This is a genomic window from Streptomyces sp. 6N223 (assembly GCF_052246635.1).
Taxonomy (GTDB): Bacteria; Actinomycetota; Actinomycetes; order Streptomycetales; family Streptomycetaceae; genus Streptomyces.
The window spans coordinates 62162-76150 of sequence record NZ_JBQQCA010000013.1 but is presented as its reverse complement, the minus strand read 5'-3'; the positions used below and the strand labels follow the sequence as shown (position 1 = coordinate 76150).

The 13989-nt window shown below is 68.9% G+C and carries 13 protein-coding genes; 3 read left to right on the top strand and 10 right to left on the bottom strand.

Annotated features, from left to right (window positions below):
• Positions 1–250: 250 nt before the first annotated feature.
• The 10 genes from ACTWQH_RS11140 to ACTWQH_RS11095 all read right to left on the bottom strand — a co-directional run bounded on the left by ACTWQH_RS11140 (position 251) and on the right by ACTWQH_RS11095 (position 11317).
• Positions 251–598 (bottom strand): hypothetical protein, encoded by a 348-nt coding sequence (locus ACTWQH_RS11140; RefSeq protein WP_443286276.1) that lies wholly within the window; start codon positions 596–598, stop codon positions 251–253.
• Between the two features lie 107 nt (positions 599–705).
• The gene (locus ACTWQH_RS11135) at positions 706–1227 is read right to left on the bottom strand and encodes a gluconokinase (protein ID WP_443286275.1); all 522 of its coding nucleotides are present in this window, start codon (positions 1225–1227) and stop codon (positions 706–708) included.
• 14 nt (positions 1228–1241) lie between these two features.
• Positions 1242–2540, bottom strand: a complete 1299-nt coding sequence (locus tag ACTWQH_RS11130) for an ABC transporter substrate-binding protein (RefSeq protein WP_443286274.1) — start codon at positions 2538–2540, stop codon at positions 1242–1244.
• 108 nt (positions 2541–2648) lie between these two features.
• The gene (locus ACTWQH_RS11125; protein ID WP_443286273.1) at positions 2649–4535 is read right to left on the bottom strand and encodes a beta-L-arabinofuranosidase domain-containing protein; all 1887 of its coding nucleotides are present in this window, start codon (positions 4533–4535) and stop codon (positions 2649–2651) included.
• An 8-nt stretch (positions 4536–4543) separates the two neighbouring features.
• Complete coding sequence (locus ACTWQH_RS11120) at positions 4544–5968, bottom strand: GH1 family beta-glucosidase (RefSeq protein WP_443286272.1); 1425 nt, start codon at positions 5966–5968, stop codon at positions 4544–4546.
• Positions 5965–6876 (bottom strand): carbohydrate ABC transporter permease, encoded by a 912-nt coding sequence (locus ACTWQH_RS11115; protein ID WP_443286271.1) that lies wholly within the window; start codon positions 6874–6876, stop codon positions 5965–5967. Before ACTWQH_RS11115 ends, ACTWQH_RS11120 begins: the two co-directional genes overlap by 4 nt.
• Entirely contained in the window at positions 6876–7802 is a 927-nt protein-coding gene (locus tag ACTWQH_RS11110) for a carbohydrate ABC transporter permease (RefSeq protein WP_443286270.1), read from the bottom strand. The genes ACTWQH_RS11115 and ACTWQH_RS11110 overlap by 1 nt, the downstream gene beginning before the upstream one ends.
• Positions 7802–9094, bottom strand: a complete 1293-nt coding sequence (locus ACTWQH_RS11105; RefSeq protein WP_443286269.1) for an ABC transporter substrate-binding protein — start codon at positions 9092–9094, stop codon at positions 7802–7804. Before ACTWQH_RS11105 ends, ACTWQH_RS11110 begins: the two co-directional genes overlap by 1 nt.
• Before the next feature lie 152 nt (positions 9095–9246).
• Positions 9247–10482: a galactonate dehydratase gene (gene dgoD / locus ACTWQH_RS11100; protein WP_443286321.1), complete on the bottom strand. Its 1236-nt coding sequence runs from the start codon at positions 10480–10482 to the stop codon at positions 9247–9249.
• Complete coding sequence (locus tag ACTWQH_RS11095) at positions 10418–11317, bottom strand: SMP-30/gluconolactonase/LRE family protein (protein WP_443286268.1); 900 nt, start codon at positions 11315–11317, stop codon at positions 10418–10420. The genes dgoD and ACTWQH_RS11095 overlap by 65 nt, the downstream gene beginning before the upstream one ends.
• A 236-nt stretch (positions 11318–11553) precedes the next feature.
• Between ACTWQH_RS11095 and ACTWQH_RS11090 the strand changes: the two genes are divergently transcribed.
• From ACTWQH_RS11090 to ACTWQH_RS11080, 3 genes are read left to right on the top strand one after another with little or no spacing between them, the layout of a single operon-like run.
• Positions 11554–12531 carry a sugar kinase gene (locus ACTWQH_RS11090; protein WP_443286267.1) on the top strand — a complete coding sequence of 326 codons (978 nt, stop codon included), beginning with the start codon at positions 11554–11556 and terminating at the stop codon, positions 12529–12531.
• A complete protein-coding gene (locus ACTWQH_RS11085; protein WP_443286266.1) occupies positions 12531–13304 on the top strand; it encodes an IclR family transcriptional regulator in 774 nt (257 codons plus the stop codon). Before ACTWQH_RS11090 ends, ACTWQH_RS11085 begins: the two co-directional genes overlap by 1 nt.
• Positions 13301–13909, top strand: coding sequence for a bifunctional 4-hydroxy-2-oxoglutarate aldolase/2-dehydro-3-deoxy-phosphogluconate aldolase (locus ACTWQH_RS11080; protein ID WP_443286265.1), 609 nt, complete (start codon positions 13301–13303; stop codon positions 13907–13909). The genes ACTWQH_RS11085 and ACTWQH_RS11080 overlap by 4 nt, the downstream gene beginning before the upstream one ends.
• Positions 13910–13989: the final 80 nt, after the last annotated feature.

The following is a 13989-nucleotide window of genomic DNA, read 5'->3' as shown; positions in this document are numbered from 1 at the left end:
GCCGCCGGAAGCAGCCTCATGACAGTGATCACGTAATGGCCGCGTAATGATCTTGGTGGCCATCTCCGCATGTCAAAACGGCTGTCGCTGCCCATCTCGCGACGCCTCGCCATCGTGGCCGGGTCGCTGGTACTCGCGTGCCGCGTCTCACAGTGTGTGCCCCGGCACGCTGTGATCGCGCAGAACCACTCTCTGGTCCGGCCTGCTGCCCTAGCCTTCGACAGATGGCCGATTCGTTCGCCGATCGAACTCAGCGATGCCAGTGGCAGTACGTGTGGACTCGGTGGTCTGTATCGATCACGTAGCAGTACTGGCTCTGCCATACGCCCCCGCGCACTTCCTGCAGCACGAGCCCCAAGCCATCACCGAAGCGGAACACCGTCCAGACCGAACCCGGTGAAACTTCATAGCAAAGCGTCCCCGCGATCGCCGCACTCGCGGACGCGACTGCTTCAGCGTGAGACGCGTGTGGCCTTGGTTCTCCTCTCGGTGCAAACACCGAGTACTGCAGTTCGGCTAGCTCGGCATAACCCGGGAAGACGTCGGCGAGCTCACGCGCGAGGTTCTGGACTACGGCATACACCGTATCGATGGGCACGGGTGCCGACTCCACGACCCACTCGGCACCGGGGTCAGGCAACAACCAGGGACGGTACCCGCGTCGACGAGCGAACCTGAGACGCGGCAGCGGCCGATCGTGGAGCTTCAGAGGCGTGCGGCGACCCAGTCCGCAGCGGCTTGGGCGCACTCGCGGACGGAGCCGGAGACGTCGACTTCCGTGCCCGACTCGTCGGCCTGCAGCGACTCCAGCGCAGCGAGTTGGGAGACCAGCAGGGTAGGCGGCATGAAGTGATGCCGACGGTCGGCTGCGCGCGCGGCGAGGAGTTCCGGCGGCGCGGTGAGGTGGACGAACACCGCCTCAGCGGCATGGGCTCGCAGTCGGTCCCGGTAGCTGCGGCGCAGCGCGGAGCAGGCGACGACGCGTCCGACCTCCGGAGGCCCCGCGGCCAGAGCCGCGCCGACAGCGTCGAGCCAGGGCCACCGGTCATCGTCCGTGAGCGGTATTCCACCGGACATCTTCGCCACGTTCGCGGGCGGGTGGAGGCGGTCGGCATCGAGCCACTCACACCCGAGCACCCGCGCCAGCTCGGCGCCGACGCTCGACTTGCCGACCGCCGACACGCCCATCATCACGACGCGAACGCCCGAGGCGGCACGCAGACCCATGAACCCGTCGACGCTCAGTAAGCGGCGTCGATCTCGTCCTGGATGGCCTCCTGAGCGGTGGCCAGTGAGCCGTCGGGGTCGTCACCGAAGATCGCGCCTCGGAACCCGGCCACCCACGGGCCGTTCGCGTCGTTGAAGACCCGGCCGTAGGGCAGGGTGGCCGGCGTGTGACCGTTGACCAGGTTGTCGGCGATGAGCATGGTTCGCGGGTCCTCGGAGGTGTACGGGTTGTCGGTGAGATCGGTGCGCGCCGGGAGGTCGCCGTTCTTCGCTGCGATCTCGACCTGCGCCTCCTCGCCGAGACTCCAGGCCAGGAAGTCCCACGCCTGGTCGGGGTGCTGAGAGGTCTGGGAGATGCCGGCGACCTCGCCGCCGACGAACGTCGAGGTGGCCGAGCCGTCGGGCGAGCCGAGCGGGGCGGCGCCCCAGTCGAAGGTGACCTCCTCCTTGAACTCGTTCACCAGCAGCGAGCCGTGGAGCAGGATGCCGACCTTGCCGGCGACGAAGCCGGCGCTCCAAGTTGAGCCGTCGTCGTTGCGGGCCGAGCTGTCAGTGATGCCCTCGTCGTACATCCGCTTGTAGAGGGCGAAGGTCTCCTCGAACGTCTCGTTGTCGAGGTCGACGCTCCTGCCGTCCTCGGTGACCACGTCGTTGCCAGCCGCGTACGCCGCCGGGAAGGTCGTGTAGGCGATGCAGCCGCCGCAAGCACCGGCGAAGTAGAAACCCTGGATGTCACCGCCGAGCGCGGCTACGGCTTTGGCGTCCTCGTAGATGTCGTCGTAGGTCTTGGGGGCAGCCTCGGGATCGAGTCCGGCCTGCTCGAAGAGGTCCTTGTTGTAGTAGAGGACCGAGGAGTCGACCTTGTGCGGCACCGCATAGATCCTGCCGTCGAGGGTCGCCGCGTTGAGGTGCGCCGGCGCCAGGTCATCGACGAAGGACAACTCGTTCACCCGGTCCGTGATGTCCATCAAGATGCCCTGGGTGGTGTAGTTCGGTGAGTCGGCGACGTCCGAGCCGAGGATGTCCGGGAGGCTCCCGGAACCCGCCGCCGAGCCGATCCGCTGGAGGTAGGAGCTCTCCGGGATGGCCGTCAGCTCGATCTGGTTGTCGTGGCTGGCGTTGTAGGCGTCCACCAGTCGCTCGGTATACGGGTAGGTGCCGGATCGGACCCACATCGTCAGTTCGGTGCCGTCGTCGACGGCCTCGCCGGTGGCGCTGCCTGCGCCACCTTCGTCGGCGCAGGCAGCGGCTGTGCAGGCCAACAGGGCGGCGGCGGCTGCCGCGACGGTGCGGCGGATGTGTCGAACCCTCATGTTCTCGTTTCTCCTGGAGCTGGCATGTGCTGGTGCGGTGCCGGTATCGAACGTGCGACTGCGCGTTTTGCGCAACATGCATTGCGCGTCGCGCAACGTGGGAGCGGCCTACTGCTCCAGCGGGAAGCCGCGCGGCACCGGCACGGACACCGTGGGCATCTCGGCGACCCGGAGTCGTGCCGACCCGTACGGCACCAGCCGCAGGCTCTGCAGAGGCATCGTCAGCGGCACCGGGCTCGCCGGCACCGGGCCGGCCGAGTTCTGGTGCAGCTGCCAGTCCTCGATCATCGAGCCCCTCCCGGCCACCACCACGGGCGGCGACTCGGGGGCGAACGGAACGGGTGAAACCGGCGTGCGGGTGACGGGCCAACTCTCGAGCCCGTCGGGATCCTCGGCCCAGAGTCCGAAGTGCCAAGCGGTGCGCGGAGAGATCTCCCACTCTCCCAGTCCCTCGTGCCCGGGCACGGGGCGCCACACCTCGCCGAGCCCATGGACCATTACCAGCGGGCCTAGGCGTAGCCCTACGGCGCCCCCGTCGCGCGGAACGGTTCGCAACTGCATCGGTAGCACCAGCTGGAGTCGGTCACCGTCGGTCCACTCCCGGGTCACGGTGAAGAACCCGTGCTCGTCGGGGCGCACCGGCTGCACTTCTCCGGCGACGGTCAGCGTGGCGCCGGTACACCACTCCGGGATGCGCAGGCGCAACCCGAAGGCGGGCAGGCCAGGCTCGATGTGCACGACGACCTCGACGGTCTCGTCGAAGGGGTAGCTGGTCTCGACATCGAGGACGACCGTACTGCCGCCGAGCTGCGCCGAGACCCGACACGGCCCGTAGGCGACCGCCGTGAGCTCGTCCCTCTTCGGCCCGGCCATCCACATCGCCCGCACCAGCTTCGGCCAGGCCTGATGGAGATTCGCGGTGCAGCACTTGCCGACCGGGCTCGGGCCGAAGGTGTTGGCCTCGTCCTTGCTGAAGGTCCATTCCCGGTGCCCGAACGACACCAGCACCTGGTTGGCCTGCTGGACGAACTGGTGGGCCAGCATCCGGGGGTCGTTCGCGGCGGCCAACTGGTTGAAGGCGATCTCTTCCAGCCGGTCCCCGTACCTGCCCTCCCCCAGGTTCCGCACCAGCTGCTCCAAGGTGAACATCAGCTCCACGACCGCGCACGTTTCCACGCCTCGCCGAGCGTCTCGCCCGGCGAGCCACTCGTCGCCGGAGAACATGCCGTGCACCTGGCCGTGCAGCCGGTCGAGGCGCTCGAACATCCGGACCACCTGGGCCGAGGCGTCGGCATGGCCGTCGACCCGCGCGGCGATCGCGGGCAGCTTGAGCGCCATCGCCGTGTTCACGACATGCGTGAGGTGCGAGAACCGGGTCATCGGACCGGCCGGCAGGTCGTCGGTCAGTGCGGTCACCCAGTCCGCGGTCTGGGTGAGCAGTAGCCGCCCGAGGTCGAGCAACCAGTCCTCGCCGGTGCGTTCGTGGAGCCAGAGCACGGAGACAACGTTCTCTGCGCCGCGAGCTTTGGCCCAGCTGGTGAGGGGACGGTCGGGGAGCTCGGCGACCTGGTAGCGGAAGTAGCTGGTCAGTAGTCGCTCGACGCGGTGGTCGCCGGTCGCGTCCGCCCACTGGGTGAGCGCCTTCAGCGCGACCATGCGCGGCCACCAGTCGTCGTTGCCGACCGGCCCGAACTGCCCGTTCGGTCGCTGGCTGGCGATGATGGACTCGACCCAGGTCCGGGCGCGTTCCTTGAGTTCCTCATCGTCGAGGACGAAGGCCAGCGGGACCAGCCCATCGAGGTAGTACGGGCCGTTCTCCCAAGCCTCCCCGTCGCCGCCGAGCCAGGCGCTTGAGGCACTCACGTCCTCCCAGAGCTCAGGCAGGCGGCCGGTCTGCCCCTCGGCCTGCAGCCTTAGCTGGTCGGCCAGCCATCCCGTCGGCCGCACGGCCCCCAGGGGCAGCTCCCGCAACGCGGCACTCGCGATCTCGGACATGGTTCTCCTCAGTGTGTTCTGCGGGCGGCGTCGTGAGCCGCGATGGTCGCGGCCAGCCACTGGCCGCTGTCCTTGACCGTGCGTCGTTGGGTCTCGTAGTCGACGCGGACGATCCCGAACCGCTTCTCGAAGCCCCAGGCCCACTCGAAGTTGTCCAGCAGAGACCACACCAGGTAGCCGCGCAGGTCGACGCCGCGGCGGACCGCGCTCGCCGCAGCCTCGAAGTGCCGCCGCAGGTAGTCGACCCGGTCCTGGTCGTGCACAGCGCCGTCGGTCGCCACGTCGTCGAAGGCGGCGCCGTTCTCGGTGACCATCAACGGCAGGTCGGGGAACTCGGCGCTCAGAGAGACCAGCAGCCGCTCGAGCCCGTGAGGCGCAATGTTCCAGCCCATGGCCGTGCGCGGTCCTGGGTCCGGCACGAACTCCACATCCCGGCTGCCGGGCCAGGGCGAGCCCGCGGTCTCGCGGTGGTTGTCATCCCGGAGCCGGGGGCCCTGTCCGTCCCATATCCGGACAGCGTTGGTGTAGTAGTAGTTGACCCCCAGCACGTCGAGCTCCTGGTGGGCGAGGTCCAGGTCGCCGGACCGGACGAACCCCCAGTCCGTGATCGCGGCAGTGTCGCTGACCAGCCGCTCCGAGAGCCGGCCGTGGAGCATCGGGTCGAGAAAGGAACGGTGGGCCAGGGCGTCGATGCGCGCGATGGCCTCGGGCGAGGACTCGTCCACCGACTCGAGGCCGCGGAAGTTGAGCGTCACCGAGTACGCCGCGTCATGGGTGACGGTACGGCGCAGCTCGCGGACGGCGAGGCCGTGGGCGAGGTTGAGGTGGTGCACGGCCCGCAGCGCCGCCTCGTCGTCGGTGCGCCCGGGCGCGTGCGCTCCGGAGCCGTAACCCAGGTAGGCGCTGCACCACGGCTCGTTCAGCGTGGTCCACATGTGCACCCGGTCGCCGAGGGCGGCGCCGAGCACCGCCGCGTACTCCTCGAAGGCGTACGCCGTGTCACGCGCCGGCCAGCCGCCGCGGTCTTCGAGCGCCTGGGGCAGGTCCCAGTGGTAGAGCGTCGCGATCGGGTCGATGCCGCGCTCGAGCAGCCCGTCCACCAACCGGCGGTAGAAGTCGAGACCGGCCTGGTTGAGCGCGCCGCGGCCCTCCGGCTGGACCCGCGACCACGAGACGGAGAACCGGTAGGCGTGCAGTCCGAGTCCCGCCATCAGGTCGAGGTCTTCCTCGAGCCGGTGGTAGTGGTCGGCCGCGACGTCACCGGTGTCGCCGCCCTGGACCCGGCCGTCAGTGTGGCTGAAGACATCCCAGATCGAGGGGCCCCGTCCGTCGGCGTCGTGCCCGCCCTCGATCTGGTAGGCCGCTGTGGCGGCTCCGATGACGAAGCCGTGCGGGAACGACGGCGGCACGCCGGCCCAAGAGTCAGCCGTCATCCGCGCAGCGCCCCGCCGGTGAGCCCGCCCACGTAGAAGCGCTGGAGCAGCACGTAGAGGACCAGGCAGGGCACCATTGCGATCACCACACCGGCCTGGAGGGCACCGAAGTCGATCGAGCCATAGGCGCCGGAGCGGATATTGACCAGCATGATCGGCAGGGTGTACTTCGACCCGTCGTTGAGGAAGATCAGCGGGGCCAGGAACTCGTTCCACGACGCGAGGAACGCGAAGAGGGCGACGGTGACGATGCCCGGGGTTACCAGTCTCAGCGAAACGAGTCGGAGTGCTCCGAAGTTCGAGCAGCCGTCGATCATCGCCGCCTCCTCGAGCTCGCGCGGGATCGACTCGAAGCTGTTGCGCATCAGGAAGACGCTGAACGGGAGCTGGAACATCACCAGTACCAGGCTCAAACCGATCAGAGAGTTCTGCAACCCCAGGTGGCCAAGCACGATGTAGAGCGGCAGTAGGATCGTCGCGTACGGAACCATCAAGATGGCCAGGACCGCCAGGAACAGCGGCCGCTTGCCTCGGAACTCGAAGCGGGCGAACCCGTAGCCGCCCAGGACGGAGACCGCGACCGTCCCGAGCACGGTGAAGACCGAGACTATGACGCTGTTGACCGCGTAGACCCCGATGCCCTCGCCGTACGTCGCCAGCCCCTCGTAGTTGTCGAGGGAGAAGCCCTCCGGGAACCAGGTCGGCGGCTGCTGGTTGGCCTCGGCGGTCGGCTTGACAGAGTTCAGCAGGGCCCACACAAGCGGGAACACGAACGCGACCGACAGAACGACGCTCACGCCGTGGTAGCCGGCGGTGCCAAGCGCCGAGCGCAGGCCACGGCGCCGCCGCTTGGGCGGCAAAGCCGGGCGGGCGGACGTCTTGGGCAGGGCTGGAGCGGTGGTGGTCATCAGGAGTCCTTGGAGCGGAGAAAGCGGAGCTGGATGACGTTGAGCACGATCAGAGCCAGGAGCAGCACGATCGAGAGCGCGGCCGCCGCACCGAGCTCAAAAGACGAGAAGGCCCGCTTGTAGAGTGCGTAGACCATCGTGATCGTTGAGTTGTCCGGCCCGCCCTGGGTCAGGACCAAGAACTGGTCGAAACCGAGCAGAGACCCGGTGATCGAGAGGATCAACAGCAGTGCGATCGTCGGTCGCAGCATCGGCAGCGTGATGTGACGCAGCCGCTGGAGGGTGCTGGCGCCGTCAATCCTGGCGGCCTCGTCGAGCTCTGCGGGAATCGCCTGGAGCCCGACTAGGAGCACGACGACCTGGAACCCGATCGTCTTCCAGACCACGAGCACGACGACCGAGAACAGCGCCTTGTTCGGGGTATCGAGGAAACCGACCGGCTCGTTGATGACACCGACCGCCTCGAGGATCATGTTGTATACCCCTACCTGGTCGTTGTAGTTCACGAACCAGAGCAGGCTGGCGGCTGCCATGCCCACGACATAGGGCAGGAAGAAGGCGGTGCGGTAGATTCTCGAGCCGCGCCGTTGAGAGTTGGATATGGTGACGAGCACCGCCGTCGCCGCGGCCAGGAGCGCCGTCGTGAGCACCGTGTAGAGCAGGGTGAACCCGATGGCTCCTAGGAAGACGTCGTCCGCGGCGATGTCGGTGTAGTTCTCTACTCCGTTGACCTGAGGTGACCCCAGCAGCGGCCAGTCCGTGAAGGACATGTAGACGAGGAGGGCAAGCGGGGCGAGGAAGAGCACCGCGACGACGAGGGCCGTCGGCGCGACAAACAGCATCCCCGTGGTCGGGCGGGTCGTCGCTGACGAGCCGCTCCTGCGGCTCGCGGTGCTCCTCTGGGAGGCGGCCTTGGTGGTGGTCATCAGTAGGTGGAGTCCAGCTTCTCCTGGATGCTGGCCTGGGCGTCGGCCAGCGCGGCGTCGGGGTCGTCGCCGAAGATCGCGCCGCGGAAGCCGGCGACCCATGGGCCGTTGGCGTCGTTGAACAGCTCGCCGTAGGGCAGCGTCGAAGGGGTGCGACCGTTCGGCAGGTTCTCGGCGATCATCTGACGGCGGGGATCGGCCGATGTGTACTCGTTGTCGCTCAGGTCGTCGCGCACGGGGAGGTCGCCATTCTTGCTCACCACGTCGACCTGGGCGTCCTCGTCCAGGGTCCAGGTCAGGAAGTCCCAGGCCTGGTCGGCGTGCTCGGAGGACGTCGAGATGCCGGCGACGTCCCCGCCGACGAACGTCGAGGTGGCCGCGCCGTTCGGCGAGCCCAGCGGCTCCACGCCCCAGTCGAAGTCGACGTCCTGAAGGGAGTTGATGAGTTGTGAGCCCATCAGCAGGATGCCGACGTTCCCGGCCAGGAACCCTGCGGTCCAGGTGGCGCCGTCGTCCGTCTTGGCTCCGCTGACGACGATGCCCTCGTCGTACATCCTCCCGTAGAGGGCGAAGGTCTCCTTGAACGCGTCGTTGTCGATGTCGACGCTCTGGCCGTCGTCGGAGATCACGTCGTGGCCGGCCGCCCACGCGACCGGGAAGGTCGTGTAGCCGGTGCAGCCGCCGCAGTTGCCGGCGAAGTAGAAGCCGCTGACGTCGCCCCCGAGGCCGGCTACGGCCTTCGCGGCGTGGTACAGCTCGTCGAAGGTGGTCGGCCCGGCCTCCGGGTCGAGCCCAGCCTGGGCGAAGAGGTCCTTGTTGTAGTAGAGGACCGAGGAGTCGACCTTGTGCGGCACGGCGTAGACCTCGCCGTCGTCGGTGGCGGCCCTGATGTGCGCCTGCGCCAGCCTGTCGGCGTAGGGCAGCGCCTCCACCTGATCAGTGATGTCGCGAAGCAGCCCCTTGGTCGTGTAGTTGGGCGAGTTCACGACGTCGGAGACCAGGATGTCCGGCAGGCTGTTGGAGCCGGCGGCGGCCCCGACCCGTTGCAGGTACTGGTCGTTGGGGATGACGGTCAACGTCACCTCGTTGTCGTGAGAGTCGTTGTAGGCGTCGACGAGACGCTGGCTGTAGTCGCCGGTGGCGGCGCGGACCCACATCGTCAGTGAGGTGCCGTCGTCGACGGGCTGGCCTGAGAACTCGGAGCTGTCGGAGTCGGAGCCGCACGCGGCGGTGACCAACAGGAGCGAGGACGCGGCAGCGAGCGCGACTCGGCGCAGGTGGTGTGAGGTCATGGACTTCTCCTGCTCATGGGCTTCTCCTTTGAGGTTCGAGGGCCGCCCGAGTCGGTACCGAGGACCCAGTCAAGCCACCCGTTGAGTATCGCGCAATGGTTGTTGCACATAGCGCACAAGCCTTGGCATCTCATCGGCGCTCCGTGCGGCGGTCACCACTCAGCGAACGAGCCGTCCGGGTGGTCCCAGGTCGGGGTGCGCCAGCCGCGGAACTGCGCGGCCGCTGCGCGCACGGCGTCCTCATCGACCCGGACGCCCAACCCCGGGCCGGTCGGCCGCCGCACGGCACCGTCGCGGAGGGTGAACACGTCCGGGTCCTCGAGCAGGTCGAGCAGGTCCGCGGTGGTGTTGTAGTGGATGCCGAGTGACTGCTCCTGGATCAGGAAGTTCGGGGTCGCGAAGTCCACCTGCAGGCACGCGGCTAGCGCCAGCGGGCCGAGTGGGCAGTGCGGCGCGATCGCGACGTCGAAGGTCTCCGCCAGGGCTGCGATCCGGCGTACCTCTGAGATCCCACCGGCGTGGGCCAGGTCCGGCTGGAGCACGGCTACGCCGGCCTTGAGGACCGGCAGCACGTCCCAGCGGGAGTAGAGCCGCTCGCCGGTGGCGATCGGCACCGGGGTCGAGCCGATCAGGCCGGCCAGCGCCGCGTGACCGTTCTCGGCGAGCACCGGCTCCTCCACGAAGAGCGGATGGGACTCCTCCAGGCGTGGGATCAATCGGCGGGCTGCTGGCGCGGAGAGACGGCCGTGGAAGTCGATGGCGAAGTCCCGCTCGGGGCCGAGCGCCTCGCGCACCAGTCGGGCTCGCTCAACAACCTCGTCGTCCTCGGCCTGGGTTGGCAGGTGGGAGCGCTGGTCTGTGGCGTTCATCTTGACGGCGGTCAGACCGGCCTCCGCCTGGTGTCGGGCCGCGGCCGCGACGTCGCTGGGCCGGTCGCCCCCGATCCAGCCGTAAACGCGGACCGAGTCACGGACGTGGCCCCCCAGCAGCTGGTGGACCGGTACGTCGAGCGAGCGGCCCAGAATGTCCCACAGGGCCATGTCGATGCCGGCGACCGCCGAGCCGAAGACCGGGCCACCGCGGTAGAACCCGCCACGAGTGGAGCGCTGCCAGGAGTCCTCGATCCGACGGGGGTCGCTTCCGACCAGCCGCTCCCCGAGCGCGTGGACAGCGGCGGCCACGACGTCGGTGTGCCCCTCGAGCGTGGCCTCGCCCCACCCGACGATCCCGGCGTCGGTGTCGACCCGGACGAGGAGCCAGCGCGGGGCGACGGCGAAGGTCTCGATGGTGGTGATCTGCACAGGTGCTCTCCCTGGCTCGTCGCTAAGACTGGTAGGACAGGGCCGCCGGACCGGTGACCCCGGGCCGGACCGCGAAGATCGCGCCAGCGGTCGGGTGTGCGCGGACGTCTGCCTCGGTGTAGTCCTCGCGCGAGGTGGTGATGAACAAGGTGCCGCGGTCGGGGCCGCCGAACGCGCAGCTCGACACCTGGGGGGCGTCGACCGTTACCCGGCCGAGCGGCTCACCTGACGGGGAGTAGCGCTCTACCGCAGAACCGCCCCAGAGCGCTACCCACAGAGCGCCCTCGTCGTCCATGCACATCCCGTCCGGATGACCCTGCTCCGGCGGGATCTCCACGACGACGGACCCGCGCGTGACCAGGTCGTCGGCGTCTGCCTCGAGCCGGACGACGCGCTGAGTGGGCGTGTCGATGTAGAACATCTCGGCCCCGTCCGGCGTCCAGGCCAGGCCGTTGGAGATGGTGATCCCGGTCAAGGCGGTGCGGGCGCGGCCGTGGGCAAGAGCGTAGAGCGATCCCGCACCCTCCCGCTTGTCGAAGGCCATGGAACCGGCCCAGAACCGGCCGGCCGGGTCGACCTTGCCGTCGTTCATCCGACGGCGCACGCCGTCGTCTGGCAGGACCGTGACGACGGGGTCCAGTCGACCCGACTCCGACAGGCTCAGGAACCCGTCGCGTGCCGCGACCGTCCAGCCACTCTGAGCTGCCGGCACCACCGCACCCACGGGCCCGCCGACGTCGACCGGGTCGTCGAGCACCGGCCCGCCCGGCAGCGGGGCGTGACTCGCGAATGTCGCGGACCGGATCAGGCCGACGTACTGATCCACCCAGAGCAGCCTGCCGGAGCGCTGGTCCCACAGCGGACCCTCGGCGTGGTGGGACACCGCCGGGACACAGATCTCGGCACGCCACTGCGCGATCAACGGAGGCTCCCCTCGGATCGGTCCCACTGCGCCCGTGACCCGCCGAACCAGCCCGACGTCGGCGGCGGCGAAATCGCGGACGGGACAAACTACACCCGATCTCCCCTGCGGTCGACAATGTGCATTGCGCTCTGCGCAACAGATCTTGGACGCGGACTCCAGGTGACCCATCCTTGTTGCATGATGCGCAGAGCCAGCAGCGGCCAGCGGCAGCGATGACACCGAGAGGCAGGTCCATGCGTGCACCCCGGACCGTGTGCGTCGGCGAGGCTATGGCGCAACTGGCGCCTCTGGACGGCGCGCCCGTAGAGGTCGCCGACACCTTCCAACTGCGCGCGGCGGGCGCCGAGAGCAACGTCGCGCTCGGGCTCCGTCAGCTCGGTCAGGAGGTGGCCTGGGCGGGCCGGATCGGTGACGACGCCCTGGGGCGGCGACTGCTCGCGCAACTCGAGCACGCCGGGGTCGGAGTCGACATGGTCGTCATCGACCGGGTCCGACGGACCGGGCTGTTCATCAAGAGCCCAGGCCGGGAGTCCTCGGCGGTCACCTACTACCGCGAGGAGTCGGCTGGGTCGGCCCTCGACGTCGACGACATCGAGCAGGTGCTCGCCTGTAGACCGCACGTGCTGCACCTGTCCGGTGTGACGCCCGCGCTCTCCGAGTCCTGTCTGAGGGCCAGCCGGTACGCCGTGGACTCCACGCGCCGCTCAGGCGCGCTGGTCTCCTTCGACGTCAACTACCGCCGGGTCCTCTGGGAGGACAGGGAGGCCGCGGCTCGGGTGCTGCTCGAACTCGCCTCCGGCTCAGACATCGTCTTCGTCGGGCTCGACGAGGCCCGGTCGCTGTGGCCGGCGCACGTACGCACCGCCGCCGACGTCCGCGCACTCCTGCCCACCGTGCAGCACCTCGTCGTGAAGGACGGTCCGCGCGAGGCCACCGAGTACGCCGGACTCGCCATGGTCTCCGTGCCTGCCCGCCCGGCCGAGGTCATCGAGCCGGTGGGCGCTGGCGATGCGTTCGCGGCCGGATGGCTGCACGGCTTCCTGCGTGGCGATCCGACGCCCGTCCGACTCCGGCTCGGCCACCTGATGGCGGTGCGCGCGCTCACGTCGGTCTCCGACTACTCCAGCGCGCCGTTGCACCTCGACCAACTGCACGACCAGGCGGCGGTAACCTGGGAAATCGACCCGGTGGCCGAGGGAGGGGTGGACTGATGTCGCAATCCGTCGACCGTGCGATCTCGATCATCACGCTGTGCGCGGAGTCGCCACGCGGACTGAGAGAGCTGGCCGACGAGCTCGACGTGCACCGCTCGACGGTGCTCCGCCTGCTGCAGACCATGGAGAAGCGCGGTTTCATGCGCCGTGACCGCGACGGCACTTGGGCACTGGGTCTCCGGCTGACCGGGGTCGCGGTCAGCGCCCTGGAGGCGATAGACACCCGCACGGTCGCTCACCCCTGGTTGCTTCGTCTGGCTCGCGAGCTCGGACACACTCTGCACCTGGCCGAGCTGCAGGGCAGCGACGTTGTCTACGTGGACAAGGTCGAGGGACGGGGAGCGATGCGGATGCACTCGCGGATCGGATTGCCGGTGGTCATCCACACCGCCGCGGTCGCCAAGGCACTGCTCGCCTACCTCGACCCGCCCGGACGCAACCGGATCATCGCGAAGGCGACCTTCCAGCGGTTCACCGGCAAGACCATCACCAGCCCGACGGCGTACGTGAAGGAGCTCGAGGCGGCGCGCGAACGGCACTGGGCCAAGGACGACGGCGAGTACGAGGAGTACATCAACTGCGTCGCGGTGCCCATCTTCGACTACACCGGCGCGCCGCGCGCGGCGATGTCGATCACCGCCTTAAAGGCGATCGAGCCGATGGAGCGCCTGCAACTGCACATCCCGTTGCTGCAGGAAGCGGCCGCGGACATCTCGCTCCAGATGGGCTCGTCGCGCGACAGGTCGGAGCAGGACAGGAAGACACCGTGACGGACGACGCCGATTTCTTCACCGCCCACCTCGATACCCCACGGTTGATGGTCATCCTGCGCGGTCTCGGCACCGAGCAGACCTTGCGCCTGTGCCGTCGCGCTCAGCAGTGCGGGGCGGGCCTGGTCGAGGTGCCAGTCCAGTCGCCCGCGGCGCTGACCTCGCTCGCGGCGGCCGTTGCCTGGGGTGCCGAGGCCGCGGTGCCCGTCGGGGCCGGCACCGTCATCAGTCCGCGCCTTCACCAGCGGGTGGTCGCTGCCGGTGCCGCCTTCACCGTGGCCCCGGGCCTCGACGAGGACGTCCTCGCCGAGGCCCGGGAAACTGGCGTTCCTCACCTGCCTGGAGTCGCGACCGCGACGGAGATCCAGCAGGCCATCAAGGCTGGCTACACCTGGCTCAAGGCGTTTCCCGCGTCGTCCCTCAGCCCCGATTGGTTCCGCGCGGTGCGTGCGCCTTTCCCCGACATCCGGCTCGTCGCCACTGGCGGCGTCCACGCTGACAACGCAGAGGCCTACCTCGACGCCGGAGTGGACGCTGTGTCCCTAGGGAGCTCGTTCGAGGGCGCTGCGCTCAAATCGGTCAGAGCGCTGCGCAAGAGGACCTGACCGGGATCGCGGCATGCCGACCTCCATGAAAATTCGCTTATCGCCTCGGCCGGGGCAACCGTCGTGTGATCCTTCTCGCT

Excerpts from the sequence above, each read along its gene's own strand:
- ACTWQH_RS11135 (WP_443286275.1), bottom strand. The coding sequence starts at position 1,227 with ATGGGTCTGCGTGCCGCCTCGGGCGTTCGCGTCGTGATGATGGGCGTG.
- ACTWQH_RS11130 (WP_443286274.1), bottom strand. The coding sequence starts at position 2,540 with ATGAGGGTTCGACACATCCGCCGCACCGTCGCGGCAGCCGCCGCCGCC.
- ACTWQH_RS11125 (WP_443286273.1), bottom strand. The coding sequence starts at position 4,535 with ATGTCCGAGATCGCGAGTGCCGCGTTGCGGGAGCTGCCCCTGGGGGCC.
- ACTWQH_RS11120 (WP_443286272.1), bottom strand. The coding sequence starts at position 5,968 with ATGACGGCTGACTCTTGGGCCGGCGTGCCGCCGTCGTTCCCGCACGGC.
- ACTWQH_RS11115 (WP_443286271.1), bottom strand. The coding sequence starts at position 6,876 with ATGACCACCACCGCTCCAGCCCTGCCCAAGACGTCCGCCCGCCCGGCT.
- ACTWQH_RS11110 (WP_443286270.1), bottom strand. The coding sequence starts at position 7,802 with ATGACCACCACCAAGGCCGCCTCCCAGAGGAGCACCGCGAGCCGCAGG.
- ACTWQH_RS11105 (WP_443286269.1), bottom strand. The coding sequence starts at position 9,094 with ATGACCTCACACCACCTGCGCCGAGTCGCGCTCGCTGCCGCGTCCTCG.
- ACTWQH_RS11090 (WP_443286267.1), top strand. The coding sequence starts at position 11,554 with ATGCGTGCACCCCGGACCGTGTGCGTCGGCGAGGCTATGGCGCAACTG.
- ACTWQH_RS11085 (WP_443286266.1), top strand. The coding sequence starts at position 12,531 with ATGTCGCAATCCGTCGACCGTGCGATCTCGATCATCACGCTGTGCGCG.